At 54.6% G+C, this 25,554-nt stretch carries 20 protein-coding genes and 1 tRNA gene; 11 read left to right on the top strand and 10 right to left on the bottom strand.

Annotated elements, in window-relative coordinates; genetic code table 11:
- The first annotated feature begins 75 nt into the window (after positions 1-75).
- Complete coding sequence (locus K3729_14375; GenBank protein ID UWQ98609.1) at positions 76-234, top strand: Tat pathway signal protein; 159 nt, start codon at positions 76-78, stop codon at positions 232-234.
- A gap of 65 nt (positions 235-299) precedes the next feature.
- On the opposite strand, the gene K3729_14370 is transcribed toward K3729_14375, so the two are convergent.
- Positions 300-3,365, bottom strand: a complete 3,066-nt coding sequence (locus K3729_14370; protein UWQ98608.1) for a valine--tRNA ligase — start codon at positions 3,363-3,365, stop codon at positions 300-302.
- A gap of 178 nt (positions 3,366-3,543) precedes the next feature.
- On the opposite strand from K3729_14370, the gene K3729_14365 reads away from it, so the two are divergent.
- Both K3729_14365 and K3729_14360 read left to right on the top strand, forming a co-directional pair.
- Positions 3,544-5,844, top strand: coding sequence for a xanthine dehydrogenase family protein molybdopterin-binding subunit (locus K3729_14365; GenBank protein ID UWQ98607.1), 2,301 nt, complete (start codon positions 3,544-3,546; stop codon positions 5,842-5,844).
- Positions 5,831-6,925: a DUF2235 domain-containing protein gene (locus K3729_14360; GenBank protein ID UWQ98606.1), complete on the top strand. Its 1,095-nt coding sequence runs from the start codon at positions 5,831-5,833 to the stop codon at positions 6,923-6,925. The genes K3729_14365 and K3729_14360 overlap by 14 nt, the downstream gene beginning before the upstream one ends.
- Here K3729_14360 and K3729_14355 read toward each other — a convergent pair.
- Together K3729_14355 and metF are read right to left on the bottom strand one after the other, a co-directional pair.
- Positions 6,906-7,388 carry a PaaI family thioesterase gene (locus K3729_14355; protein ID UWQ98605.1) on the bottom strand — a complete coding sequence of 161 codons (483 nt, stop codon included), beginning with the start codon at positions 7,386-7,388 and terminating at the stop codon, positions 6,906-6,908. The two genes, K3729_14360 and K3729_14355, sit on opposite strands and share 20 nt — an antisense overlap.
- Before the next feature lie 39 nt (positions 7,389-7,427).
- Positions 7,428-8,294 carry a methylenetetrahydrofolate reductase [NAD(P)H] gene (gene metF, locus K3729_14350; GenBank protein UWQ98604.1) on the bottom strand — a complete coding sequence of 289 codons (867 nt, stop codon included), beginning with the start codon at positions 8,292-8,294 and terminating at the stop codon, positions 7,428-7,430.
- 92 nt (positions 8,295-8,386) lie between these two features.
- Here metF and K3729_14345 point away from each other — a divergent pair, with 92 nt between their 5' ends.
- Complete coding sequence (locus tag K3729_14345; protein ID UWQ98603.1) at positions 8,387-9,292, top strand: LysR family transcriptional regulator; 906 nt, start codon at positions 8,387-8,389, stop codon at positions 9,290-9,292.
- Here K3729_14345 and K3729_14340 read toward each other — a convergent pair.
- Positions 9,289-11,268, bottom strand: a complete 1,980-nt coding sequence (locus K3729_14340; GenBank protein ID UWQ98602.1) for an EAL domain-containing protein — start codon at positions 11,266-11,268, stop codon at positions 9,289-9,291. The genes K3729_14345 and K3729_14340 overlap by 4 nt on opposite strands.
- 143 nt (positions 11,269-11,411) lie before the next feature.
- On the opposite strand from K3729_14340, the gene K3729_14335 reads away from it, so the two are divergent.
- Positions 11,412-12,200: an inositol monophosphatase gene (locus K3729_14335; GenBank protein UWQ98601.1), complete on the top strand. Its 789-nt coding sequence runs from the start codon at positions 11,412-11,414 to the stop codon at positions 12,198-12,200.
- Here the strand turns inward: K3729_14335 and K3729_14330 are convergent, their stop codons facing one another.
- The gene (locus K3729_14330; GenBank protein UWR01070.1) at positions 12,201-12,944 is read right to left on the bottom strand and encodes a rhomboid family intramembrane serine protease; all 744 of its coding nucleotides are present in this window, start codon (positions 12,942-12,944) and stop codon (positions 12,201-12,203) included.
- Positions 12,945-13,029: 85 nt separating this feature from the next.
- Here K3729_14330 and K3729_14325 point away from each other — a divergent pair, with 85 nt between their 5' ends.
- Both K3729_14325 and K3729_14320 read left to right on the top strand, forming a co-directional pair.
- Positions 13,030-13,569 carry a hypothetical protein gene (locus K3729_14325; protein ID UWQ98600.1) on the top strand — a complete coding sequence of 180 codons (540 nt, stop codon included), beginning with the start codon at positions 13,030-13,032 and terminating at the stop codon, positions 13,567-13,569.
- A gap of 57 nt (positions 13,570-13,626) precedes the next feature.
- A tRNA-Leu gene (locus K3729_14320) sits at positions 13,627-13,712 on the top strand.
- An 11-nt stretch (positions 13,713-13,723) separates the two neighbouring features.
- On the opposite strand, the gene K3729_14315 is transcribed toward K3729_14320, so the two are convergent.
- Genes K3729_14315 through K3729_14305 form a run of 3 tightly spaced genes read right to left on the bottom strand, consistent with a single transcriptional unit; the run spans position 13,724 to position 18,014 of the window.
- Positions 13,724-14,671: a hypothetical protein gene (locus K3729_14315; protein ID UWQ98599.1), complete on the bottom strand. Its 948-nt coding sequence runs from the start codon at positions 14,669-14,671 to the stop codon at positions 13,724-13,726.
- Positions 14,668-15,192 carry a 2Fe-2S iron-sulfur cluster binding domain-containing protein gene (locus K3729_14310; GenBank protein UWQ98598.1) on the bottom strand — a complete coding sequence of 175 codons (525 nt, stop codon included), beginning with the start codon at positions 15,190-15,192 and terminating at the stop codon, positions 14,668-14,670. The genes K3729_14315 and K3729_14310 overlap by 4 nt, the downstream gene beginning before the upstream one ends.
- Positions 15,189-18,014: a molybdopterin-dependent oxidoreductase gene (locus K3729_14305; GenBank protein ID UWQ98597.1), complete on the bottom strand. Its 2,826-nt coding sequence runs from the start codon at positions 18,012-18,014 to the stop codon at positions 15,189-15,191. Before K3729_14305 ends, K3729_14310 begins: the two co-directional genes overlap by 4 nt.
- A 453-nt stretch (positions 18,015-18,467) precedes the next feature.
- On the opposite strand from K3729_14305, the gene K3729_14300 reads away from it, so the two are divergent.
- Positions 18,468-20,057 (top strand): substrate-binding domain-containing protein, encoded by a 1,590-nt coding sequence (locus K3729_14300; protein UWQ98596.1) that lies wholly within the window; start codon positions 18,468-18,470, stop codon positions 20,055-20,057.
- 77 nt (positions 20,058-20,134) lie between these two features.
- A complete protein-coding gene (locus K3729_14295; GenBank protein UWQ98595.1) occupies positions 20,135-21,070 on the top strand; it encodes a type IV pili methyl-accepting chemotaxis transducer N-terminal domain-containing protein in 936 nt (311 codons plus the stop codon).
- 70 nt (positions 21,071-21,140) lie between these two features.
- Here K3729_14295 and K3729_14290 read toward each other — a convergent pair whose 3' ends face one another.
- Both K3729_14290 and metG read right to left on the bottom strand, forming a co-directional pair.
- Positions 21,141-21,941 carry a lytic murein transglycosylase gene (locus K3729_14290; GenBank protein UWQ98594.1) on the bottom strand — a complete coding sequence of 267 codons (801 nt, stop codon included), beginning with the start codon at positions 21,939-21,941 and terminating at the stop codon, positions 21,141-21,143.
- A gap of 88 nt (positions 21,942-22,029) precedes the next feature.
- The gene (gene metG, locus K3729_14285) at positions 22,030-23,742 is read right to left on the bottom strand and encodes a methionine--tRNA ligase (protein UWQ98593.1); all 1,713 of its coding nucleotides are present in this window, start codon (positions 23,740-23,742) and stop codon (positions 22,030-22,032) included.
- A 163-nt stretch (positions 23,743-23,905) separates the two neighbouring features.
- Between metG and K3729_14280 the strand changes: the two genes are divergently transcribed.
- Positions 23,906-24,373, top strand: coding sequence for a hypothetical protein (locus tag K3729_14280; GenBank protein UWQ98592.1), 468 nt, complete (start codon positions 23,906-23,908; stop codon positions 24,371-24,373).
- Positions 24,374-24,403: 30 nt separating this feature from the next.
- On the top strand, positions 24,404-25,447 hold the full coding sequence (locus K3729_14275) for an aldo/keto reductase (GenBank protein UWQ98591.1): 1,044 nt from the start codon (positions 24,404-24,406) through the stop codon (positions 25,445-25,447).
- Positions 25,448-25,554 lie beyond the last annotated feature (107 nt).

Below are 25,554 nucleotides of genomic sequence, written 5' to 3'. Positions count from 1 at the left end.
TGCAGGGACGCCCCTTGCAATCGTCTTTTTTATGACTACATGAGAATGGTTCGCAACTAGTTAAGAGGTGCGCAGATGAAGTTAAGTAGACGTGGATTTTTGGTAAGCGCCGGTGCGGCGACTGTCATCCGTGCGGTGCCAGTTGTTCAAAAAACAGGTGGGCGCCGGATTTTGACTCTGGTCTATGACAAAACACTCGGGATGATGCGTGCCGTGGAACGGGTCGTCTATTAATACGGCTTTGTCGCCAGAGGCATCTTTTCAGGATGCCCCCGGCAGGAGTTTTGTGGCTCAGAAAATCAGCCTAGTTCTTGGAGACGCGCGATTGCCGCGTTCAACTGTGCTTCTTCGTCTTCGCGCAGGCGTAGGTTTTCGCGGGTTTCCGCGATCACCTCTTCTGGTGCGGATTCTACGAATTTCGGGTTCTTGAGGCGCCCACGTAGGCCGCCCAGTTCTTTCCCCAATTTTCCTAGCGATTTTTCCAAACGCGCGATTTCCGATGGCACGTCGATCAACCCTTCCAGCGGAATGCCGAAGGTGCCGCCGTCCATCGGGATCGTGACGCAACCTTTCGGGAAATCCGTGACCGCTTCAAGGCTTTCGATGCGCGCGAGCCGTTGGATCAACACCTGATTGTTGTCCCAAGCTGATTGGCCTTTGGCGTCCAGTCCTTGCACCAACAGCGGTACTTTTGCGCCTGCTGGTACGTGAACTTGAGCGCGGTTGGACCGCACGGATTCAATCAGGTTGATCACCCAGTTCATCTCACGATCTGCGTCAGCGTCCACCAGATCAGCGGTGTTGTAGGTCGGCCAATCCGCATGGACCAACATCTTGGCGCGGCTGTCGGCGAGGCCCCACAGTTCTTCGGTGATGAACGGTTTGATTGGGTGCAGCAGGATCAAGCATTGGTCGAGAACCCAGCGTAGGGTTTTCTGTGTTTCCTCTTTCGCGGCTGCGTCGTCGCCCTGTAGGATCGGTTTAGAGAATTCCAGATACCAGTCGCAGACCTTGCCCCATGTGAAGGCGTACAGCGCATTGGCCGCGTCGTTGAACCGGTAGTCGGTCAACGCTTGGTCCACGGTTTCGCGCACCTTCGCCGTCTCGCCGATGATCCATTTGTTGAGCGTCTGGGACACCTCAGGCATCGGTGCGTCGCCGGGGTTCGGGATCTCGTAGTGTTCGGCAAAGCTGAAAGCGTTCCAAAGTTTGGTACCGAAGTTGCGGTAGCCTTTGATCCGGTCCTCGGACAGTTTCAGTACGCCGCCAATCGCCGCCATCTGCGCCATGGTAAAGCGCAGGGCGTCGGCCCCGAATTCGTCGACGACCACCAGGGGGTCCACAACGTTGCCTTTGGTCTTCGACATCTTCTCGCCCTTCTCGTCGCGGACGAGTTGGTGCAGGTAGACAGTGTGGAACGGGTTTTCACCTTCGATCGCTTGCGACATCATCATCATGCGGGCAACCCAGAAGAACAGGATGTCTTGGCCCGTGACAAGAACATCGCCGGGGAAGTATTTCGCCAGCTCGTCAGTCTTTTCGGGCCAGCCGAGTGTCCCGAAAGGCCACAGGCCAGAGGAGAACCACGTGTCGAGGACGTCGGGGTCGCGGTATAATACGACTTCATCCCCATCGGAGATATCGTCTTCGTCCGTCGACACGCGCACCGGTAGGTCGTAATGCGCAGCAGCCATTGTGACGATTTCGGCTTCAGTTGCGGCACAGAAAACCTTGTTGTTGCCGGGTTCGTAGGACGCGTCGATCCGAACTACGCCAGCATCGTCAATCGCACCGGTCGCAGTTGCTGGCCCATACCAAACCGGGATCTGATGTCCCCACCACAATTGCCGCGAGATGCACCATGGTTCGATGTTTTCAAGCCAGTGGTAAAACACCTTCTCACCGCTTTCAGGCATGATGGTCACGTCGCCGTTCTTCACCGCATCCAGCGCAGGCCCGACGATCTTGTCGGTGTCCACGAACCATTGGTCGGTCAGGGCAGGTTCAATCACGACCTTTGATCGGTCGCCGAACGGCTGCATGATCTTTTTGGCTTCGACCAGTGGGACCAGTTCGTCTGCGTCTGTCCGCGCCTCGCCGCCTTCTTCGGGGGCAAGGGGGGCTTTGACGGCAGCTTTGCCCAGCCGCGCATCACTGGCGACGGTCATGATAGCAAGTCCTTCGGCGGTGATGTCGGCCACGACCTTCTTGCGCGCCTCAAACCGATCGAGGCCGCGGTATTCTTCGGGCACGAGGTTCATCGCGGCGATTTTCGCTTCGTCAAAGGTTTCTTGACCATTGGCGATGGCTTGCGCGGTCGCAGCTTCTTCGGCGTAAGAGCGTCCGTCTGCGCGCATCGCCCCTTTGGTATCCATGAGGGAATACATCGGGATGCCGCCGCGTTTGGCGACTTGGTAGTCGTTGAAGTCATGCGCGCCGGTGATTTTCACCGCACCAGAGCCGAAGTCTTTGTCCGGGTATTCATCCGTGATGATCGGGATCAGGCGGCGCTGCGCCTTGGGGCCGACCGGAATTTCACAGAGCATCCCAACGATGGGGGCGTAGCGTTCGTCGGATGGGTGCACAGCTACCGCGCCGTCGCCGAGCATGGTTTCGGGGCGTGTGGTGGCGATAGAGATGTAGTCGCGCTCTTCTTCCAGTGTGACGTTCCCGTCTTCGTCTTTCTCGACGTAGGTATAGGTCGTACCGCCCGCGAGCGGGTATTTGAAGTGCCACATGTGGCCGTCGACTTCGATATTCTCGACCTCAAGATCGGAAATCGCGGTTTCAAAATGGGGGTCCCAGTTGACCAGACGTTTGCCGCGATAGATCAGCCCGTCTTCGTACATTTTGACGAAAACCTTGATCACGGCGTCGTGGAAATTGCCGTCTTCGCCTTCGGGCGCATTCGGGGCGCCGGACATGGTGAAAGCGTTACGGGACCAATCGCAGGACGCGCCGAGGCGCTTCAACTGCTCAATAATCGTGCCGCCAGACTCCGCTTTCCATTCCCAGACTTTTTCGAGGAATGCGTCGCGCCCCATGTCAGCGCGCTTTGGCAGGCCATCCGCAGCGAGTTTTTTCTCGACCATCAGCTGGGTGGCGATGCCTGCGTGGTCTTGGCCGGGCTGCCAGAGCGTATCGTAACCCTGCATGCGTTTCCAACGGATCAGAATATCTTGCAGCGTGTTGTTGAAGGCGTGACCGACGTGCAGGACACCTGTGACGTTGGGCGGTGGGATCATGATGGTAAAGGTTTCATCGCGGGACTTGTTGGCCCCAGCTTTGAATGCGTCAGATGCTTCCCACGCCGCGTAGATGCGGGCTTCTGCGGATTTCGCGTCGAATGTCTTGTCCATCGCCATAATCGGTGTCCTTTTATCCTAGGCACGTCTTATCCAAAGGGGCGATGGGCGAAAAGGGCTAATGCCCAAGTTATCAACGGTTCCTTCGGGCTTGCGCGGGATTGATTGAACACACTGGCATTGTGGCTTGGTCCGGCCTAGGTCATCATGCGGGAAGCCATTCGAAGGATGATCAAACATGGAAAAATTCGGTCGCAGCCAATCGGTGAAACGAGTCGAGGATCTGCGGTTCTTGACGGGACATGGCAGATACATTGAAGACATCGCACCTGAGGGCGCGCTTCATGCGTTTTTCCTACGGTCATATGCTGCCCATGCCGATATTTCCGAGCTTGATGTTGCGGATGCACGTGCGCTTGATGGCGTCGCACTTGTTCTGACGGCTGAAGACCTTGAAACCGCTGGCGTGAAACTGTCGATGAAGCCTTCGATCATCAAGAACATTGATGGCACCAAGGCTGCTGATCCCGCACGTCCGTTGTTGGCAAAAGGGCGCGTGCGTCATGTGGGCGAAGCGATTGCAGTGGTGATTGCAGACACTGTGGAGACCGCGAAAGATGCGGCTGAGATGATCGGTCTGATGCTGGACGATCTTGATGTTCATCTCGACCTTGCGACTGGTGGGGCCGAAATTCATCCGGAAGCCCCGCAGAACCTGTCGTTTACCTATGGAAATGGCGCAGAGGCGGAAACCAAAGCGGCGATAGATGCTGCGGCACATGTTGTGACCGTCGATGTCCCCGACAACCGCGTCATTGCAGCGTCGATGGAACCACGCGGCTGCTTTGCCGAGATAACCGACGAGCGGTTGCATGTTGCTGTGAACGGCCAAGGCGTGTGGGGGCCGAAGTCTGATTTGGCCTACCACCTTGGTATGGATAAATCGCACATCCGCGTCACGAACCCCGACACCGGCGGTGGTTTCGGGATGAAGGCCATGATGTATCCCGAGACGATTGTGGTGGCGCATGCGGCACGCTTGCTGGGTAAGCCGGTGCGGTGGATGTCGGAGCGGACAGAGGCCATGCTGACCGACAATGCGGGCCGCGATCTGACAACAACGGCGACGCTAGCCTTGGATGCGGATTACAAGATTACGGGTTATCACCTTGATAGCGTTTGCAATCTGGGGGCCTATAATTCCGGCTATGCGCAGTTCATCCAGACGGATTTGTTTTCGAAAGTCCTGATGGGGACCTATGACGTGCAAGCAGCCTACATGCGCACCATCGGGGTTTATACGAACACGACGCCTGTTGATGCCTATCGCGGCGCTGGGCGACCCGAAGCGATTTTTGTGCTGGAGCGTGTCATGGACGAAGCAGCGCGGCAGCTGGGTATTGATGCGTGGGATTTGCGGCGCAAGAACTTCATTGCGCCCGATCAATTTCCATACACGACGGCGACAGGCGTGACTTATGACGTAGGCGAATTTGCGAACCTGCTCACGCGGGCTGGGGACGAGGCAGATATTGCCGGTTTCGCTGGGCGCAAGGCCAAGTCTGCCGCGCAGGGCAAACTGCGTGGTCACGGCCTTTGTTATTACATCGAGAGCATCCTTGGGGCGCCAACCGAAACGGCGCGTGTTGACTTCGCGGAAGATGGTGCGCTGATCTTCGTTGGCACGCAGTCAAACGGGCAGGGGCACGAAACAGTCTTTGCGCAGTTCCTTGCGGATCAAACGGGCATTCCTGCGGATCAAGTGCGCGTGATCCAAGGTGATAGTGATCTTATTCCAACGGGTGGCGGGACCGGCGGGTCGCGGTCTGTGACTGTCCAAAACACGGCGACGCTAGCGACTGTCGAGAAAATCACGACGGCTTTTGCTGCGTTTCTTTCAGATATCGAAGGCGTTCCCGCGACTGAGATCAGTTTTGATGACGAACGGTTCCGCATTCCCGGGTCGAACCTGACCCCTACAATGCTTGAAGTGGCGGACATGGCCCGTGACGCGGGACGTGATGATCTTTTGTCCCACACGGCGACAATTACCTTGGAAAATCGAAGCTTTCCGAACGGGGCACATGTGGCGGAAGTGGAAATTGATCCGGAAACTGGCGTGCTCGAGGTGACAAACTACAGCGTCGTTGATGACTTTGGTAACCTTATCAACCCTATGCTGGTGGCGGGGCAGGTGCACGGCGGTGTTGCGCAGGGTATCGGACAGGCCGTTACCGAACGGGTCGTCTTTGATGACTATGGTCAACTGCTCACGGCAAGTTTTATGGATTATGGCATGCCACGGGCCGATGATGTTCCCATGATTAAATTTGCGACCCAAGGCACACCGTCAAAATATAACCCCATGGGCATGAAAGGCTGTGGGGAAGCGGGCACAGTCGGTGCGTTGGCCGCAGTGACTAACGCGGTTGTCGATGCGTTGTGGGATCAAGGTGTGCGGGACGCAACGATGCCGTTCACACCACACCGGATTTGGACGATGTTGCAGAAGGCGAAGGAAAATAGTGCAGCTGCGTGATTGGATATTTGGGTTATTTGGTGCGCGGGCGCAGACGGCTGAGGGACAGCCGCGTCATCGCGGGCAAGCGACCCATGTGATCATTCTAGATGGGACCGCTTCATCGCTGAAAGACGGCTGCGAAACCCACGCTGGGATGACTTACAAGTTGCTGAACGAAGTGGGGCATCAGGCAAACCTGACGGTCCATTACGAGGCTGGTATCCAGTGGCGCGATTGGCGCGGCACATGGGATGTCATGACAGGCAAAGGCATCAATAAGCAAATCGAGCGGGCCTATGGCGTGCTTGCGTCCCGATATCGACTTGGCGACAAAATCGTCCTGATTGGATATTCACGTGGTGCATATGCGGTGCGGTCCCTTGCTGGCGTAATCGAAATTGTAGGCCTCGTGAAAAACGACTTCGCAACGGTCCGGACCATCCGGACCGCCTATCGCCACTATCGAACCGGCGGACGCAGTAAATTTGCGGAACGGTTCCGGGCAGAGCATTGCCATCCCCGTACAGAGACCAGCATCGAAGCGGTCGCCGTTTGGGATACGGTCAAAGCGCTGGGCATGCGGGTTCCGATTATCTGGCGCTGGATGAATCCGGCTCAACCGTTTCACAATCACACGCTTGGGCCACAGGTTCGCAACGGGTTCCATGCACTTGCGCTTGATGAAACGCGCGAAGCTTACGCACCGGTGCTTTGGACGTCACCGACAGGCTGGACAGGCAACATGGAACAGGTTTGGTTTCGTGGTGCACATAGCGACATCGGTGGTCAGATTGGGATCTTCCCACCAGCACGACCACTGGCGAACATTCCATTGGTCTGGATGTTGAAACGACTGGAAATGTGCGGTGTGCCGTTGCCTTCTGATTGGGGAGCGCGGTTTGAAACAGATGTGAATGCGCCGTCCTTTGGATCTTGGCGCGGTTGGGGGAAGGTGTTTTGGGGGCGTAGGCGGCGATTGGTCGGCATGGACCCATCCGAACGCCTACACGTCACTGTTGATCCTGCACGGTACCGCAAAGTGTTCGTTCGGGATTTTCAGCAAACGCAACCGGAACGGGCTAGTCCGCAATCTTCATGATCAGGCACGTGGTCGATCCGGTTGCGTAAAGCTTTCCGTCGAGCACGCCGCGAATTTCACCGCTCGCCACGCCGGTCGTCCGACCTGCATGATCAATCGTGCCAATAGCAATGATTTCTGTGCCGAGAGGAATATTGCGCGTCAAATTTACCTTGTATTCTAGGGTCGTATAGATCGACCCTTTCGGAACCTTGGTCATCACGGCGCAGGCCATACAGCTGTCCAGCAGGGTTCCGTACCACCCGCCATGGACAGTGCCCATCGGGTTCGTGTGATCAAATTCGGGGGTGCCACGAAACGCAACTTTGCCCTCTTCGACACTATCCAAGGAATAGTTCAGGACCGCAGAAATTGGCGGTCGGGCGACGGTCCCTGCGATGACACCTTGCATGAATTCTAAACCTGACATTGCCAACGTTTCATCACGTGTCGGCAAATCATTTGGTGTCGTAGCTGTGAACATGCGGCATCCTCTTTGGTGGTTCTGCCGCAACTTGTCGGGTCAGGCCACGTTTTGCAATTGCGCTTTCGGGGTGACGCCAAGAGCATGGCAGACGTCACGCGTCAATTCAGGGCGGTTCAACGTGTAAAAATGCAAATCTTCGACGCCACCCGTCAGCAAATCATCACAAAGTTCGGTCGCTAAGGCCGTGGCAAGCAAATCTGCGGTGCCGTCGCGTGTCGCGTTTGCGAATGCATCGCTGACGACCTGCGGAATGGATGTACCGCAGCGCCGCGCGAATTTCTCGGCACCTGACCAGTTTTCAATTGGCAAGATCCCCGGAATGATTGGCCCATCTATGCCCGCTTTTACACAAGCATCGCGGAACCGGAAAAATGTTTCGGCTTCGAAAAAGAACTGAGTAATCGCTGACGTCGCACCAGCGTCGAATTTGCTTTTTAAGAACGCAATATCAGCAGCTTGATCACGTGCTTCGGGATGTTTTTCAGGGTAGGCGCCGACACGGATGTTGAACAGACCCGTTTCCGCAAGCCCGACGATTAGGTCAATGGATGAGCCATATCCTTCCGGATGCGGCGTAAATTTTTCAGCCCCTTGAGGCGCGTCGCCCCGCAGGGCCACAATATCGGTCACACCGTTGTCGGCATAGGATTGCGCGATTTCCAGCGTCTCTGCCTTCGTTGCATCGACGCATGTCAAATGGGCGGCAACATTCATGCCGCTCGTTTTGTGGATCGTGGTGACAGCATCGTGGGTCAGTTGACGTGTCGTGCCGCCTGCCCCGTAAGTGACTGAAACAAATGTAGGGTCAAGTGGGGCCAGCGTGTTGACGCAGTCCCAAAGCCGGAAAGAACCGGCAAGTGATTTAGGCGGAAAGAACTCGAAAGATACATTTGGCAAAGTCATGAGACGGATCCTTTTGGGTTAATCGCTTGTCTCATTTTGCGGTACATGAGACAATTTCATAACTTTCACCAAGATGATGAGTTGTACTCACAATGCATATCGAGTTCCGCCACCTGCGCACGATCAAAGCTATCCACGATGCCGGCGGTCTCGCGCGGGCAGCCGATCAGCTCAACATAACGCAGTCGGCCTTATCCCATCAGATCAAGGGAATCGAGGATCAAGCTGGGGTGGAGCTGTTCGTCCGGCGGTCAAAGCCATTGAAGCTGTCTGCGGCAGGGATGCGTTTGCTCGTTGCGGCTGAAAACATATTGCCTCAAGTCGCCGCGTTGGAGTTAGAATTCGAAGGGTTGATCGCGGGTAAATCTGGACGTCTTCATATAGCGATTGAATGTCATGCCTGCTTTGAATGGCTGTTTCCTGTTTTGGAAGAGTTCCGCAAGGCGTGGCCTGACGTTGATGTCGATATTAGGCCGGGGCTTGCGTTTGACGCATTGCCTGCTTTGCGAAAAGAAGAAGTGGATTTGGTTGTTTCCTCCGATCCCGAAGATTTGCCAGGCACAGATTTTACGCCGCTTTTCGACTACGAACCGGTCTTCGTGGCTGCGTCCAATCATCCCTTGGCACAAAAGAAGTTTGTAGAAGCGTCTGATTTCGCAGGGGAAACGTTGATTACCTATCCCGTCGATCGCGAACGTTTAGATGTTTTCAGTCAACTGCTTATTCCCAATGGTGTTGAGCCAAAGGCGATCAGACAGGTTGAATTGACGGCCGTCATTTTGCTGTTGGTTGCTTCGAATAGGGGGGTTGCAGTTCTGCCTGACTGGGTCGTGCGGCAGGTGCGTTACAATTCCGATTATGTCACATTGCCTCTGACAAAGAATGGTGTGACGCGGCGCCTGTATGCGGCGACGCGGACGGAAGAAACAAGTCTGCCGTTCATGTCGCATTTGATCCGTCTAGCACGACAAGAAGCGGTTAAATTGCAGCGCAATTAAGCTGCGTCACCCGACCCTTCCGCAGATTTTTGGGTGTTTGTGAAAGGAACGCCAAGGGTGTGCTGCCGCCATAGCGCATTGCGCGCCTCCTTGCTGGGCATCGCTGGACTGTAGTAAAACCCTTGGCACACAGAACACCCCATTTTGCGTAGAAGCGTTCGTTGCGTTTCGGTTTCAACGCCTTCGGCAATAACCTTGACACCCAACCCCTTACCAATTCCAAGAAACCCTGCGACAAGTACTTCTGCGGCTTTGTCATGACCCAGCCCGCGCACAAAACCGGTATCAAGCTTCAGTTCGTCAAATTCGAGTTCGCGTAAATGTTTGAACGACGCGAATCCTGTTCCAAAATCGTCGAGCGAAATGCGGATTCCTGCCTGTCGAAACGCTGCGATGGATTCTTGGATGAGGTTCCCGGACCTCGCAATGAAAACGTCCTCGGTGACCTCAAAAGTTAATTTTGCACGCGCACGTGGAAATTTTTCGATAAGGTCCATGACCGCCGCCCGACCTGACAGCGTTGCAAGCGTGACTTCTGGTAAATTGACAGATACTTCACCGGGGTCGAAACCCAGCTCTAGCCAGTCTTCGATTTGCTGCAAGACCAGACCGGTCGTCCGCATTAGAAAATCAGTTTGAAGCCCTAGTTCATTGATATATGGTAAAAATTTTCCGGGGAGAAGAATGCCGCGTGTTGGATGACGCCAACGGGACAACGCTTCGAAACCTTCAATGAAGCCGGTATCCAGATTGATCTTGGGCTGGTAATACGGGGCAATGTTTTGTTTTTGCATTGCACGCAGGATGGTGATGCGGTCATCCAACGATGCACGCACAGGAAAACTGTCCCTATCATAGACAAAAGCCACCTGTCCGGGATCGCCTTTTGCCTTGTACATCGCTTGATCGGCGCCAGAAGCAATGCCTGCCAAACTGTCTTGCGTCGACGTGGTAAGCGCAACGCCGACGCTCGCGCCGACTTCCAGACGTTTGTGATCCACCATGATCGGTTGCTTAATGAGCGTTGCAATTTCGTTGGCGAGCCGCATCGCCTGGGCCGCGTTGCGGACCCCTGAAATGGCGGTCGCAAATTCGTCTCCGCCCAATCTCGCGACGACCCCGCTGTTACCGACAAACTTGGTTAACCGTTCTGCAACCGTCACCAAAACAGCGTCACCTGCTTTGTGGCTGTAGCTATCGTTGATCGGTTTGAAGCCATCCAAATCGATCAGAAAATAACCGAGCTGGTTGCGATCCCTATTGCTTCGCCTAGGCAATAACGCTGTCGCGGCTTCTTCGAACGCGCGTCTGTTCATGAGACCCGTCAGGTGGTCATGCCGTGTCAGAAATTCCAACTCTGACAGGCGTTTGTCAGCGTCTTTGCGCGCTTCTGCCAACTTCACCAGCGTGTCTTTTTGCGCGGACATCGTTTGAAGCGTGTTGCCCGCATAGACCAAAAGCATTGCGGTCGCCGCGCACCATTCTAGCAATGTCGATGCGATAGGTGGGGCCATATAGGCTTGCCAAAACATGATCGCTGTCATGGCAAATGCGGGGATCATTAAGCTCCAATTGAAGAATGGCAGCGCCGCATAGGAATTCGAAATATGAACATGAATTCCAAACAGCCACAGTAAACTCGCGACCAACAATGCGTCGGATCCATGCCCAGCGAGAACGACCGCAGGAACAAGCATCGGCCAAAGCGTCAGCCAATTGACCGCCCAGATTGCAAGACAAAGGCCAAAGGGCAGCGGCGGTCCGTTTAACGAAACGCGGCGATTTACGATTCGTCCCAATAGTTCAGAACAGACGATAACGGCTGACCAGAATACTGCAGCCCTTTGATCACCAAATAGCCAGCAGACGGTCATGATCATCATCGCCGCGAAAAGTCGTTTCAGCGCGTCACGATTGTTTACATGCACAGCGACACGGGTTTGGTACGAAAAATGGTCAACAAGTGATAAAGACATTGGTGTCCCGCGCTATTTCTGCCGAATACACCACGCAGCTCTCAATTTTGCGTTAAGCGACCCCCAACAAAATCGACCTCTGCTCTTGTTCCGAAAAGCGTTGCAGCCTATAGCCCCGTTTCATCCTGCAATCGGAGGCCCCCATGTCAGGCAGTGCGAATCTCAACGTGATGATGAAAACGGCGCGCAAGGTGGGCCGGACGTTGTTGAAAGACTTTACCGAAGTCGAACAGCTTCAGGTCAGCACCAAGGGGCCGGGTGACTTTGTCACGCGCGCGGACAAGCAGGCTGAAGAGACTATTCGTGAAGACCTGATGGAAGCCCGTCCAAGTTACGGCTTTCTGGGTGAAGAAGGGTCCAGCATCGAAGGCGAAGATCCAACGCGCCGTTGGATCGTTGACCCGCTGGATGGGACAACGAATTTCCTTCACGGTTTGCCACATTGGGCCGTTTCCATTGCGTTGGAACACAAAGGTCAAATCGTTGCTGGCGTCATCTATGATCCCGTGAAGGACGAAATGTTCTATGCCGAAAAAGGGCAGGGTGCATTCATGAATGAAAGCCGGATGCGGGTATCCGCACGTCACCGGATGAACGAATGCCTTTTCTCTACGGGTCTGCCATTCGCCGGACGCGCCGATTTGCCAGAAACGTTGCAAGACCTCGCGCGTATTTTGCCGGCAACGGCTGGTGTGCGCCGGTTTGGCGCGGCGTCCCTTGATCTCGCTTATGTTGCGGCTGGTCGTTACGATGGGTTCTGGGAACGGCGCCTAAAGGTTTGGGATATTGCCGCTGGTATTATCATCGTCAAAGAAGCTGGCGGTTTGCTGGAACCAATGGACCCTGAAGGCGACGAACTGAACGACGGCGCGTTGATCGCAGCAAACGAAGCTGTTTTCTCGACTTTCGCAAAAGTCGTTCGCAACGGTTAATCAGCGTCGTTTGACGACCGGAATTGACGATTTCTGAAAACGATACTGTGCGTCGGGATGTGGCGGATGGCCGTCTGTGGCATCCCAATATCCCGCAGCGCCGCGTTTCAGCCACATCGGTAGGGTCAGCACGAAACCGATGATAAACCCGCCTGCATGTGCCCAGTAGGCGACGCCGCCGCCATTTGGATCGGCCCCAACGCCGCCGACCAGTTGTAGCAGGAACCAAAGCCCAAGCATGATCCATGACGGCACCGGGAATATCTTGAAGAACACAATCAGGATCAGCAAAATATCGACTTTGGCTTTCGGGAACATCAACAGATAGCCGCCCATCACGCCTGCAATCGCGCCAGATGCGCCAACAGTGGCGACCTGTGACGTTGGCCCCGATGCGTATTGCGCCAGATCAGCACCGACGCCAGACAATAGATAGAAGGCAAGGAATGGGATCGGTCCCATTTCTTCTTCCATGTTGTCCCCAAATATCCAGAGAAACAGCATGTTCCCAGCCAGGTGCATTAAGCCCGCATGCATAAAGATCGATGTCACTAAAGATGGATAGTTTTCGCCTGCGTTAATCCGTGCAGGGATCATCGCGTAGTCATAGTAGAAACGATTCAAGGTCGCATCGTCCGTCAACGCCACAAGGCCATACAAATAGACGATCACGTTGATCGCGATAAGCGCGTAGGTCACGTAAGGCGTGGATTCAGACGGGTTGTGATCGCGGATTGGAAACATGTGCCGACGTTCGGCGAATGGGGCAGCGAGGTCAAGCGCGGCATTGTGACTTGACGGATTTGGTCCGCGTAACAGATCATACAGCATGAAATGGATCATCTTTTGCAGCCTCTTGGCCACGCCCGCGTTTGCTGAAACCTGCCCTGCCGCGGCAGATCATTCAGTGCGGCAAGCTGAGATTATTGCTTCGTTACAGGGGCTTTCGGATGGAACCGGCGCGCGACCATTAACACAGGAGCTTTGGAAACTGTGGACCGACGCACCTGATGCGCGGGCCCAAGAGCTGCTGGATCGTGGGATGCGTCAACGCGAAGGATACGATTTCCTAGGATCGCGCGACACTTTGGACCAGTTGATTGAATACTGCCCGGATTACGCCGAAGGCTATAACCAACGTGCATTTTCAAGCTTCTTACGGCAAGATTTTGACGCGGCTTTGTACGATCTGGACGCAGCTTTAGCGATCATGCCGACCCACATAGCGGCTTTGTCGGGCAAAGCGCTGACGCTGATGGGCATGGGCCGCGCAGAAGAAGCACAGGTGATTTTGCGAGAGGCACTGGCGCTGAATCCGTGGCTTGCCGAACGCAGTCTTATTGTTGAACCAGATGGCGAGGAAATCTAGCGCACGACCCTTGCCCCTGCGCAAATGACCGCATAGACAAAAGCCATTCAAGCACGTGCCCGCGTGGTGGAATGGTAGACATCGGAGACTTAAAATCTCTTGGCCGAAAGGCCGTGCCGGTTCGAGTCCGGCCGCGGGTACCACCTTACCAATCTCAGTATTTTGGCAGTTCGGTCAGTGCACACATCTGTTGATCCGGATTTTCGCAGCACGACTTGATGTCAGCAACAGAGGTGCTGTGAAATGTGCTCCACGCGGCGCGCGTGAGGCCGTGTTCGGGAGGCATCGCATGTGACAGCGGGTATTGTTGCGCCAACGGATCAGCCCCTTCGGGCACGGTGGCTCCTGTCATCCAGTCGGTCAGTGTGTCGCAGGTTGTCTGCCGCCCGATCCGGTGGCAGCCAAGACAGGTATTGTCCCGCAAATCAAACGTCTTGGTCGGCCATTGATCAAAACCGAATTCAGCACCGACATGGTAATAGGGCCCTAGCGGATTGGCTGGGATTTCGTCCCAGACCTGACCGACGAACGGTGAATACATGAACGGATCGTTGTCATGGCAATTTCCGCAGCCGTCGGTGACCAATGCGTCGGGATCAGCCCAGATCGCAGGTGCTGCGGGATTGGTTGGCGACACAACCTGCGTCCCGTCAATCGGCGCGTCAGGATCATCTGCTTTTGCTTGGAACCAGCAGGTCGCCCCTGTGCCGGGATTATGGGCGATAATGTCGATTTCATCGAAGGCGAATTCATTGGCAGGGCGGTTGTGTTTCTGTCTGCACATAGCCGAAATTTGTGCGGCATCAGTGGAAAGGTTCAGAATGCGTGACCCCGGCACACACTGCCCGTCCGACTCATGTCCGTTGCTGAGCAGGGCTGGCCGGTCGCAGTCCATGCCCGCCTGAAATGTATCGTAGGTGACAGGTTGACCGTTAACCGTCACGGGCACCACTTCGCCATCGCCACAAGAAAAATCCGGAATATCCGCGATCTGTTCAACGCATTGCAAAACATAGACTTCGTGCTCTTCACTTTCGAAGGCCCAAATGGCGGTGACCGTCAGTAAAAGAGCCGCAAGCGCAGCAAGGATCACAGACTTCATTGCGCGGCCTCGCTGTTGATCACGGCCAAAGCTGTTTCACGCAAGGCTTCTTGGTAGCGGACATAACCGGTGCAGCGGCAGATATGATCGCCGATCGCGTCTTCGATTGCTGCGTCTAATTCGGCCTCGGTCACTGGTGCGGTCGTAAGCCAGTCGAGGAAAATTTGAGACGCCATCACGAACCCGGGTGTGCAGTATCCACATTGAAAAGAGAAATGTTTGAGAAACGCTGTTTGAATGGGCAGCAAGGCACCGCCGTCCGACACGCCTTCGATTGTTGTGATATCGGCACCGTTCACCGTGGCAAGGGCGGTGGAGCAACTGACGATGGGTTCCGCGTTTGGGTTCGGGGCCTTGGTCATCGACACCGTGCAGGCGCGACAAATTCCCATACCGCAGCAAAATTTGGTGCCGGTCAAGCTGGGCGTCATCATCTCGTGCATGTAGTCGAGCAGCTTGATGTCACCTGCGTCATCCTGAACAGACTGCGGCTGTCCATTGATCGTGAAGGAAATGGTCATGACTGTAATCCTTCCAAGACTTTTTCGGATGTGATGGGCAAAGACGTAAGGCGCACGCCTATTGCGTCCTTGATCGCGTTTGAAATCGCAGGCGGGATCGAACACATGACAGCCTCGGCGATGCCGCGACCCTGTCCATTATCGCCGGGCGTTTCAGGCATAATGTGCAGTTCTTGGGATCGTTCGCCTTCAACGTAAGATGTTTTGATTGGCACATCCTGAAAACGGGCGACATGATATCGGTTCAGGTTCCATGTGCCATTTGCGGGACCCGCCATGCCGGGCGGTAGGTCTTCGTGTAGTGTGTAGCTTATCGCCATTGCCACGCCGCCTTGGCTTTGGCCTGATACCAATTCGCGCACATGCACGCGGCCTGCATTCAAAACGCTGACTACGTTTTTGACTTGGACCCGACCTGTGTCGGTATCCACGGTCACGGCGACAATGTTGACGCAAGGAGCCCAAACAAAACGGGAGAACGCTTTGGTATGGTCTTGTGGCCCGAACCCGTTTTGCCGTTTGACAGGTTGGGCTTGGGTGTCACCATCCAGATAGATCGCAAGACCGTCCAAGATCAGATGTTCGGTACCACCGCCAATTTCATAGTCACCTTCGGCCCATGTATTCTGGAAATAGGCGTGGCCGAGCGTACCGCGCGGCAGGTTCATCTCCCCCGCGATTGCCGCGATATCTGTCAACGTGATCGGGTCGGTTGCGCCATTTACGAGCGTAAGCGCGCCGTCGATCCAAGTGACGTCTGCCGCTGTTAGGTCAGGCAGGCCCCAGACCTGTCGGGCAACTGGCAACACAGTCGCAATAAAGAAGGCTTTCGCCGTTTGCTGGACCACGTGCACTTGATGCAGTGCGGTTAGGCAGGCGGATGACGATCCCACGCCCTTTGCCGTCCAACTTGGATTGTCCCAACGCAGGCCGTCAGGGTCATCGGTCGTAAGGCCGGTTTGCCCAAACAATGTATACCCCCCCATATCAACCTGCGTGGCATTTGACCCTAGGATATCGCCAATGACGACGCCAAGGGTCGTTGCCGACCCGTTGCCCATGTCAACTGCATCGGATTGCACGCAGAACGTACCGTCGTCTTGCAGTATTACAGCAGCTACTGTGCCATCGCCCGACGTGCCGTAGGCCTGCAACGACATTGCCATTCCCGTCCCATAGGATTTGCCAACCGTTTCGTTCTTGAGTTTTAAGTCCGCGCGATCACGCCAAAGAGGATGTTGCTCCGCGACATCCAGCATCTGACTGAGCTGCAGTTCCTGATCAATCGGTCCACCAACGACCGTTGTTTCACCTTTTTTGATGATGTTCTTGCGACGCAACGCAATCGGATCCCATTCTTGATTACGTGCGATATCGTCGAGCGCCGTTTCAATCGCAAAGAACGCCTGTGGGCCACCGAACCCGCGCTGCGACCCACCCGAGATATTTTCGGAATGGATCGCATCCGCATAGATATTCGCCATCGGCGTCTTGTAGGCGCCACCAGCGCAAAGGGCGGCAAGGCTGGCGACATAAGGGCTTAGGTTTTTGCGTCCACCCCCATCAAACTGCATCGTCATTGCGATATTCTGCAGCATCATGTCCGGTCCGACCGACACCTGTCCCTGCAGCGTTGCGGCGTGTCGTTTCAGGCCAACGCGGAACTGTTCGAACCGATCATACATCAGTTTTACGGGGCGTCCGTCCGTGAAGGCGGCAGTTAATGCCAGCATCAACGAAAACGGAGATTTATCGCGACCGCCAAATCCTCCGCCCGGATAGCAACTGGTCAGTTCGACTGCGCTTAATTTATGCGGGGCGTCATCTTCATCATTATAAATCGACAAAATGTCTTTGACGTCGCCGTCAGGAGATTGCGTGCCGAGAACCAATCGCAACGTTTTTTCAGGCGTGGTTTCGTCCAGCCAAGCAAGTCCTGCCTCAGGTTCCATGAACATCGGATCCATGGCCCGCATGTCGCAGGCTAAGTCTTGTTGGATCAGGCCATCAATTTGAGAAAGGCGATCGTCAATCTTTTGGCGGTATCCCTCGACTTCGTAAGGATATGTGTAGGCGTTGGCCGTTGCGGAATCGAACGTCTCGCCGTCCAAGGCGTATTTGACGTAGGTCGTCTTGGGGTCGAATGCGACACCTTTTGGGGGCAAAGGCCCCTCGGGATCGCCGTAGGACTGGAATTGGTTGTCTTGGAATTGCATCGCTGTGCGGGCGGCATGATAACTTGGAAAGTCATCGAAGATCAGCAAAGCCACGGCTTGCCCAAGGAAGTCCGGCACATTGCCGGGCTGAACGATCAGATCGTAAACAACTGCGCTGGGACGATCAAAACCTTCGGGGTCGGGTGCGATGCTGGCCAGCGCTTCGATCTGTTCGTCGATATGTAAATCACGCGCAGAACTGATTTGCGGAGATCGCTGGGCGTCGCTGAGTTGGTCACCTAGGATCAGCTTGCCCTTTTTGGCAGCGGGCGGCAGTGCGTAGGACTTGATCCCCAGAAAGACCTGTTCAGTCGTAAGCGCACGCAAGAACATCGCATAGCATTGTTTCGTCGGCCAGGGCGTGCCCATATCGGCGGCGCTGAAATCACGCGCGTAGACTTTTTGGCCCGTCACCTTCGCGACACCATCAATCCGTTGTGTCGCAACACCGGGTGAAGGTGATGCAGTATTCCCAACTTGGGCCTGACTTGCCTGTCCGGCTGAACTGGGCGGGGGCAAGAAAGACGCGACAACGATACCTGCCGATGTTTGTAAGAAACGCCTGCGGCTGATGTGGGATGACCGTGCTGACGGTATGTGTTTCATCTAAGTGCTTCCAACGTTGATTGATTTGGAAAACAGCAACTCTGTATTCAACCAAAGCATGTGCGAAGTTGACCTAACGGTATGTCGCATAGCTTACACTTGGGGCTGACAATGCCCCTAGATCGTGCGAATTCCCGAGTGGGATGGTACAAAACTACGTCCAATTGCGGCAAGTATAATACAAATTTGCCATAATTGGGGTATTTTGGAATGCCACCAAAAATTTAATGCATAAATTAACTCAATAAACTCAAGGGTTGTAAGCCTCTGACGCCCGGTCAGACGCAAACTGGTGAACAATCTGTGAAATCGACGAGAACTGGTCTCATTTTGTACGCAATTGGTACCCAACACTATGTCTCATTGCCGGGCTACCGGTCGAAACCAAGACGACACAATATGTGAATTCATCACAACGTTGTCTGGTGGGTAAATCTTGTGAGGAGACAAACAATGAAGAACTCAGGTTTTTCTATCAAGGCAGGTGCATTCTGCATTCTATCTATCGTAGGCGCAGCGGTTCTACCGACCAACGTCATGGCTGGCGACGTTACACTGAAGTCCGCCGATGGTACTGTGAACTTGACCGGCGAATTTCTGGCATTTGAAGACAACAGCTACATGGTACGCACACCACTGGGTGACCTGCGGATCGCAGCGACCCGGGTGACGTGTGAAGGCGAATCTTGCCCCGTTTTCGAAATCGATAGCGCGGATGTCCAAATCGCAGGTTCCGATACGCTGGGTAGCGGCCTTGTCCCACTGCTTTTGGAAGGCTACGCTGGTAATATCCAAGCCGCAGCCACGATTAGTGCTGGCGCGGACAACAACATCGTCGCTGAATTGATCGGCGATGACGGCTACGGCGATAATCTGGGATCTTACCTGGTCAAATCGGCTGGTTCCAACGACGCTTTTAGCACACTGCTTGAAAACGAGGCACACATCGGGATGTCATCCCGCCGTATTCGCCCAGATGAAGCCCGTGCATTGCGCGACGCTGGTGCAGGCAACATGGTGAGCCCATCGCAAGAGCATATCGTTGCGGTCGATAGCCTTGTTGTGATTACACACCCGAGCAACCCAATTGATACACTGACAACCGAAGAGCTCGGTAAAATCTATTCCGGTGAGATCAAAGATTGGTCCGAAGTCGGCGGTAATCCAGGCAAAATCCTGGTTGTTGATCGTCCAGAAGGGTCTGGTACACGGGCTGTGTTCTCCAACGCCATTTTCGGTGACAAGCCAGAGCTTGAATTGGCCCCGCTCGAAGTACGTATCGCCAACGACAACAGCAAAGTGTCTGAGGTGGTCAATGAGTACGAAAATGCGATTGGTTTTGTTGGATACGCCTTCCAACGTGGTGCCAAGCCGCTGACGTTGATCAACGAATGTGGCCTCTCGATCCGCGCCGACGCGTTCTCTGCACGGACAGAAGAATATGCGCTGCAGCGTCGCCTATACCTATATAACCGCGCAGATGCGGATTCAGAGCAGATGTCTGACTTCCTGACATACGCGACTTCGCCTGCGGCCGATGCTGTCATCTCGAAGTCGGGTTTCATCGGCCTGAGCATTGATCGCCGGATCCAATCTTTGGACAGTGATCGTGGACGGGCCCTGCTGAACACGAATGTCGATGCTTACGAAGGCGCATTCATGCGGGATATGTTGGCGAAAATGGTCGAATATGACCGTCTATCCACAACTTTCCGTTTCCGGACTGGATCATCCGCATTGGATGAACGTGGTTTGGTCGATATGCAGCGCTTGGCTGATTACTTGAAAGCCGAACCTGACGCAGAAGTTCTGTTCGTTGGCTTTACAGACGATGTTGGTGCATTTGATAGCAACCGCAAATTGTCTGAGGATCGTGCAAACCAAGCGTTGGCACAATTTGAACAATTCCTTGGTGATGACATTGCCGGATATACGCTCGATTCAGCTGGCTACGGCGAAATTGCGCCATCGGGTTGTAACGTGTCCAGCGAAGGCCGTCGCATCAACCGTCGTGTGGAAGTTTGGGTGAAAACAGCTGGCTAAGCCACGCTATTCCCCCAATTCCAGACTGTTCCAGAGCCGCAATTTGGCTGTGAACAGTCTTAGACAAAGGAAACAATATGTTTGAAAAAACCACATCAGAAGGTGCGACGTCACACGTCAAGTTGGCTCATGTCTTTAAAGGTGCCGTAGCAGCGATTAGCCTATGGGCCGCATCTCCGGCCATGTCTGCGGACATCACAAAAGACGTCGGTTCAAGTGAAAGGGTCAACCTTTCCGGTCAACTGGGCACGTTGTCTGAACGCATCACGGCCGCGGCTTGCAATCTGAGCGCTGGCGTTGCCACAACCGAAGCTGCTGCAGTACTGCATATCTCGACGCATCACTTCAGCCGCATCAATCAAGCGCTTTTGGCGGGCAACCGTGGCTTTGGTATCTTGGGCGAAGAAACGCGTCCGCGGACCTTGCGTGCGATCGAAGATCTCAACGCGAAATGGGAACCATTGCAAGAGCTTGCCAATGGCCTAGAAGCCGCATCGAATGATATCGGTGCCGTGGAAAGCCTTGCTGAGCAAAGTGATCCATTGCAGCGCGAAGCCCAAATTCTCGTGTCAGAGATTACGGGCCAATACGCTGATCCGGTCGCCTTGCTACATGCTGATGCCTTGCTTTTGGAAATCGCAGGCCGCCAGCGTATGCTGTCCAACCGGATGTCGAAGAACGTATGTCTGATCGCATCAGACGTGCACGACGAAGAAGCCATGGCTGAATTGAGCGAGACGATCACATTGTTTGAAATCTCGCTTGGTGCATTGCAAAACGGCATGGAAAGCGTGGGCGTTCGTCCACCGCCAAACGATGCCATTGCTGCTGGTCTTCAGGTTGTTGCTGACGAATGGGCGACGATCCGTCCTGTTCTCGAGGCAACTCTCGGCGGTGCAGAATTGACTGACGAGATGCGTGCAGAGGTCTTCCTTGCTTTCCTTGGCATGGAAGGACGTATGAACAACGTTGTGACGCAATACATGAAGAACTCGAAGCAAGTCTTCGGCTAAGGTTCGAAAAGTGAAAGCGAAAACGGCGGCGCAGATGATGCGCCGCCGTTTTGCATTGAATTTCTTCAATCTATCCGTCGATGCGCACAGCCGACAATGCAATCGCTTTCTGGTAAACCGTCGCAGCATTCCATTCATTCAGAACGCGGAAGTTTTGCGTACCTTCCTGATACGGCTGACCTGGCTGCCATCCCTTTTGGCGCAAGAAATTGGCGGTCGATGCAAGCGAATCCGAAACAGAATAAAGATCAACGCGGCCGTTGCGGTCTGCGTCGACACCGTAGGTCAATGCGTTGCCGGGCAGGAACTGTGTATGTCCCATTTCGCCGTGAGCAGCACCGCGCTGATTAGGCGCAAGGCCTCCGCGATCAACGAGCTTGAGCGCTGCAATCGCATGCGGCACAAAGAACGCCGAGCGGCGGCAGTCGTAGGCGACCGTTGTGATAGAATCGACAACAGGGGTGTTGCCAAGGTTGCGACCAAAACCAGTTTCCATGCCGTGAATCGCAAGTAAAATGCCCGCAGGAACGCCGTAAACTTGTTCGAGGGACGTATAGAACGCCGGATTTTGCGATTTCACGCGGCGGGCTTGCCCTGCAAAGCTATCAAGCGATCCTAGACGGATGCGAATGAAATCATCGAGCGCATATTTCACACCGCGCTGGTTCCGGTCTGCGGCAATTGTAGACGTAGAATAGGACGCGTTTGCAAGGGCTTGCAGACCAGCCTGACCAACGCCGTTGGCAGCGGCTTCGGCGGCAAAGGCCTGTTTCCAAGCCGCAAAACCGCTAGCGTCGTTCCCGCAAGTTGCTGCCATAGCTGTGCTTGCCATGAGCGCAATGCCAACGGCAGTCGAAAGTGTCTTAAACATGAATATCGTTCCCCAACTCAGTAAAGTTGGGCGAACTCTATCACGTAGGGGCAGGGTGCCAAGGTCAGGCTTTCCCTATCATTCCCCGTTAATCGCGTGTGCCAGCAAAGCGTTCAGCCCATTCTGCGCGTTCATCGTCCGTGATTTTGCGGAACAGGTTTTCAGGCACTTCAAACGCGTGCCCGATAGGCAGGGCATTAAGCGCGACTGTCATGTCCGTTGGCCAAGCGCCATTTTCCGTCTTCATGGCCGTCAACATCGCAGCACTTGCGTCCGGAATGAACGGTTTCGACAGGATCGCATAGATGCGGATCAGGTTCAGGCCCACACGGACCTGCATCGCAGCCGTTTCTGGTTCGGTTTTGAACGTGGTCCAAGGCGCGTTGGCTTGTAGGTATTCATTGCCCAACACCCAGATCGCACGCAATTCAGCCGCGGCTTTGCGGACTTCAACGGTGTCCATGAACCCTTCATAGGCTTGCACGCGTGCAGTCAGATCAGCGATCAATTGTTCCTCTGCTGGCCCAAAAGCGACGCCATCTGGCACGGCTTCAGAGAATTTCGAGCGGCAGAATTTGGTGATCCGGCTGACAAAGTTTCCAAGCACATCTGCGAGGTCTTTGTTGGTATCGGTTTGGAACTGGTCCCACGTGAATTCTGCGTCAGACGATTCCGGTGCGTGCGACAAAAGCCACCAGCGCCAGTAGTCGGACGGCAGCAATTCGAGCGCCTGATCCATAAACACACCACGCCCGCGCGAGGTTGAGAATTGGCCGCCATCATAGTTCAAGTAGTTGAAAGATTTGATGTAGTCGACCAGCTTCCAGTCCTGATCCATGCCCATGATCGTGGCCGGAAACGACAGCGTGTGGAATGGCACGTTATCTTTGCCCATGAACTGGGTGTAGGTCACGTCGTCTGCACCTTTGTCAGTGCGCCACCAGCTTTCCCAATCGGTCCCTTTGCCCGCATCAACCCATTCTTGGGCGCAGGCGATGTATTCGATCGGCGCATCGAACCACACGTAGAAGACTTTGCCTTCCATGCCCGGCCAATCCTCTGTCCCGTTTTTGACGGGAACGCCCCAATCAAGATCGCGTGTGATCCCGCGGTCCTGCAACCCGTCGCCGTCATTGAGCCACTTCTTCGCAATAGACGTTGTCAGGACAGGCCAGTCTTTCTTGCTTTCGATCCAATCGGCCAATGCGCCTTTCAGTTCTGACTGGCGCAGGTACAGGTGTTTGGTCGTTCGGACTTCCAGATCAGTCGATCCGGAAATTGTAGAATGTGCATCAATCAGATCGGTTGGGTCCAATTGCTTCGTGCAATTGTCACATTGATCGCCACGCGCACTGTCAAAACCACAATTTGGGCAGGTGCCTTCGATATAGCGATCCGGCAGGAAACGACCGTCAGCGATGGAATAGACCTGTTCTTCGGTGACTTCGCGGATCAACCCTTGTTCAGCCAAGCGACCGGCAAAAGCTTGTGTGAGCGCGTGGTTTTGCGGTGATGAAGACCGGCCAAAATGATCGAACGACAGACCAAAACCGTCTGCAATCTTGGCCTGTACATCATGCATTTCAGCACAATATTCCGCGACGGGCTTGCCGGCTTTTGCGGCGGCTAGTTCTGCCGGCGTGCCATGTTCGTCGGTTGCACACAAAAACAACACCTCATGGCCGCGTCCGCGCAAGTAGCGGGCGAACAAATCTGCAGGCAATTGACTGCCCACAAGGTTACCAAGATGCTTGATCCCGTTGATGTAAGGAATAGCTGAAGTGATCAGATGACGGGCCATAATTCGTGTCCTTTAAGGTCTTGAAGGACTTCTAACCGCGTCGGCGCGCAGATGCCAGTCGGATGCCAAACTGTCGTGCAGTTTCGCGAATGTCGGCGGTGTCGCTTTTCATTTTGATCTTCGCGGGATTATATGGCCCCAAATCCATTGCAGGAGATCATCAATGAAAATTCAAGCAGTTTTGGCCGCAGTCGCAATTTCCATGGCAGCACCGGTCGCTGCCCAAGACCTCTATGTTGGGGCAGGGCTTGATTACGGCTACCCACATTCAGGCGATAAAGAATTCTTCGGGTCTTTGATGGCGGGGGTTGTATTTGATGTGGGTCCAGTGGGGATCGGCATCGAAGGGGACACGGGCCACCAGTTTGGCGACGGCGACGGGCGCGAAACTTCGCGGGTCCGTGGCCTTGTGACCTATGACTTTGGACGGTTTACGGGGATCGCAAGTGCGGGCGCCGTCCAATACAAGATCGGTAACAGCGTCACGGACGGTGAAACTTACGGCTTGGGCGCGCAGATGCCCGTGACGGATCGTTTTGACGGACGTTTTGAGATGATCCGCGATTTTGTCGGCGGTGATTTTGGAACCGATGTGACAACAACGCGGTTGTCGATGTTGTACAAGTTCTAATTGGACCTCGGAAAAGGACGCTCCCCTCTTATGAAAATGCTTAAGCTTGGCCGCACCGACATTGAAGTTAGCGATTGGTGTCTCGGCACGATGACCTACGGCAACCAAACGCCTGAAACCGACGCGCATCAGCAAATGGATATGGCTTTGGACGCTGGTATCAATTTCTTTGACACTGCCGAGGCGTATCCGGTGAACCCCATTTCTGCGGAAACTGCGGGGATGTCAGAAAGCATCGTTGGCAATTGGATCAAATCAAGCAGGCGGCGCGACGACGTTGTAATCGCCACGAAGGTGTCTGGACCAAATCCGGGATGGGTGCGCGACGGCCGTGGCTACGATGGTGAGGTGATCAGAGAGGCGGTTGATGCGTCGCTGAAGCGTCTCCAAACGGACGTCATCGACTTGTATCAGATGCATTGGCCGGTCCGCGGGTCTTATATGTTCCGCCAAAACTGGACGTATGATCCGTCGGGTCAGGATCGCGCGCAGACCATGGATCATATGATGGACGTGCTAACTGCACTTGATGACATGGTGAAGGCAGGCAAAATTCGCAGCATTGGCATGTCCAATGAATCCGCGTGGGGCATGACGCAATGGACCCGTCTTGCGGAAGAAAACAACTTGCCGCGCATGGCGTCTGTGCAAAACGAATATTCCTTGATGTGCCGCCTTTACGATACCGACATGGCGGAAATGGCCGTGAACGAAGATGTGACATTGTTGTCGTTTTCACCGCTGGCTTGCGGGCTCTTGTCTGGCAAATATCAAGGCGGCGCTGTGCCTGATGCCAGCCGCTTGTCCTTGAATGGCGATCTGGGCGGGCGCATGACGGATCGCACTTTGCCTGTCACACAGGTCTATCTTGATCTTGCCGCGAAACATGACTTGGATCCAATGCACATGGCAATGGCGTGGCAACGCACACGACCGTTCCCCGTTTCTGCGATTTTTGGTGCAACGACGACGGCACAATTGAGCCATCTGCTAAAAGGGCTTTCATTGAACTTGTCGGATGAGATTTGCCAAGAAATTGATGCGACGCATCGCGCGCATCCGATGCCCTACTAATCACACGTCAACGGCGTATGTTTTTCTCCAAGCGATAACCGCAGATCAGGGCACGTTTCCCGCTTGTCACGCGCGTTGAAATCGCGGACGGTCATCCCAATAAAAGT

It is taken from the genome of Rhodobacteraceae bacterium S2214 (assembly GCA_025141675.1).
Taxonomy (GTDB): Bacteria; Pseudomonadota; Alphaproteobacteria; order Rhodobacterales; family Rhodobacteraceae; genus Yoonia.
This window is presented reverse-complemented; position numbering and strand designations above follow the sequence as displayed.

What these genes read in the sequence shown, in the direction of transcription:
- K3729_14375 (UWQ98609.1), top strand. Translation starts at nt 76, where the DNA reads ATGAAGTTAAGTAGACGTGGATTTTTGGTAAGCGCCGGTGCGGCGACT.
- K3729_14370 (UWQ98608.1), bottom strand. Translation starts at nt 3,365, where the DNA reads ATGGCGATGGACAAGACATTCGACGCGAAATCCGCAGAAGCCCGCATC.
- K3729_14365 (UWQ98607.1), top strand. Translation starts at nt 3,544, where the DNA reads ATGGAAAAATTCGGTCGCAGCCAATCGGTGAAACGAGTCGAGGATCTG.
- K3729_14355 (UWQ98605.1), bottom strand. Translation starts at nt 7,388, where the DNA reads ATGTTCACAGCTACGACACCAAATGATTTGCCGACACGTGATGAAACG.
- metF (UWQ98604.1), bottom strand. Translation starts at nt 8,294, where the DNA reads ATGACTTTGCCAAATGTATCTTTCGAGTTCTTTCCGCCTAAATCACTT.
- K3729_14345 (UWQ98603.1), top strand. Translation starts at nt 8,387, where the DNA reads ATGCATATCGAGTTCCGCCACCTGCGCACGATCAAAGCTATCCACGAT.
- K3729_14340 (UWQ98602.1), bottom strand. Translation starts at nt 11,268, where the DNA reads ATGTCTTTATCACTTGTTGACCATTTTTCGTACCAAACCCGTGTCGCT.
- K3729_14335 (UWQ98601.1), top strand. Translation starts at nt 11,412, where the DNA reads ATGTCAGGCAGTGCGAATCTCAACGTGATGATGAAAACGGCGCGCAAG.
- K3729_14330 (UWR01070.1), bottom strand. Translation starts at nt 12,944, where the DNA reads ATGTTTCCAATCCGCGATCACAACCCGTCTGAATCCACGCCTTACGTG.
- K3729_14325 (UWQ98600.1), top strand. Translation starts at nt 13,030, where the DNA reads ATGAAATGGATCATCTTTTGCAGCCTCTTGGCCACGCCCGCGTTTGCT.
- K3729_14315 (UWQ98599.1), bottom strand. Translation starts at nt 14,671, where the DNA reads ATGAAGTCTGTGATCCTTGCTGCGCTTGCGGCTCTTTTACTGACGGTC.
- K3729_14310 (UWQ98598.1), bottom strand. Translation starts at nt 15,192, where the DNA reads ATGACCATTTCCTTCACGATCAATGGACAGCCGCAGTCTGTTCAGGAT.
- K3729_14305 (UWQ98597.1), bottom strand. Translation starts at nt 18,014, where the DNA reads ATGAAACACATACCGTCAGCACGGTCATCCCACATCAGCCGCAGGCGT.
- K3729_14300 (UWQ98596.1), top strand. Translation starts at nt 18,468, where the DNA reads ATGAAGAACTCAGGTTTTTCTATCAAGGCAGGTGCATTCTGCATTCTA.
- K3729_14295 (UWQ98595.1), top strand. Translation starts at nt 20,135, where the DNA reads ATGTTTGAAAAAACCACATCAGAAGGTGCGACGTCACACGTCAAGTTG.
- K3729_14290 (UWQ98594.1), bottom strand. Translation starts at nt 21,941, where the DNA reads ATGTTTAAGACACTTTCGACTGCCGTTGGCATTGCGCTCATGGCAAGC.
- metG (UWQ98593.1), bottom strand. Translation starts at nt 23,742, where the DNA reads ATGGCCCGTCATCTGATCACTTCAGCTATTCCTTACATCAACGGGATC.
- K3729_14280 (UWQ98592.1), top strand. Translation starts at nt 23,906, where the DNA reads ATGAAAATTCAAGCAGTTTTGGCCGCAGTCGCAATTTCCATGGCAGCA.
- K3729_14275 (UWQ98591.1), top strand. Translation starts at nt 24,404, where the DNA reads ATGAAAATGCTTAAGCTTGGCCGCACCGACATTGAAGTTAGCGATTGG.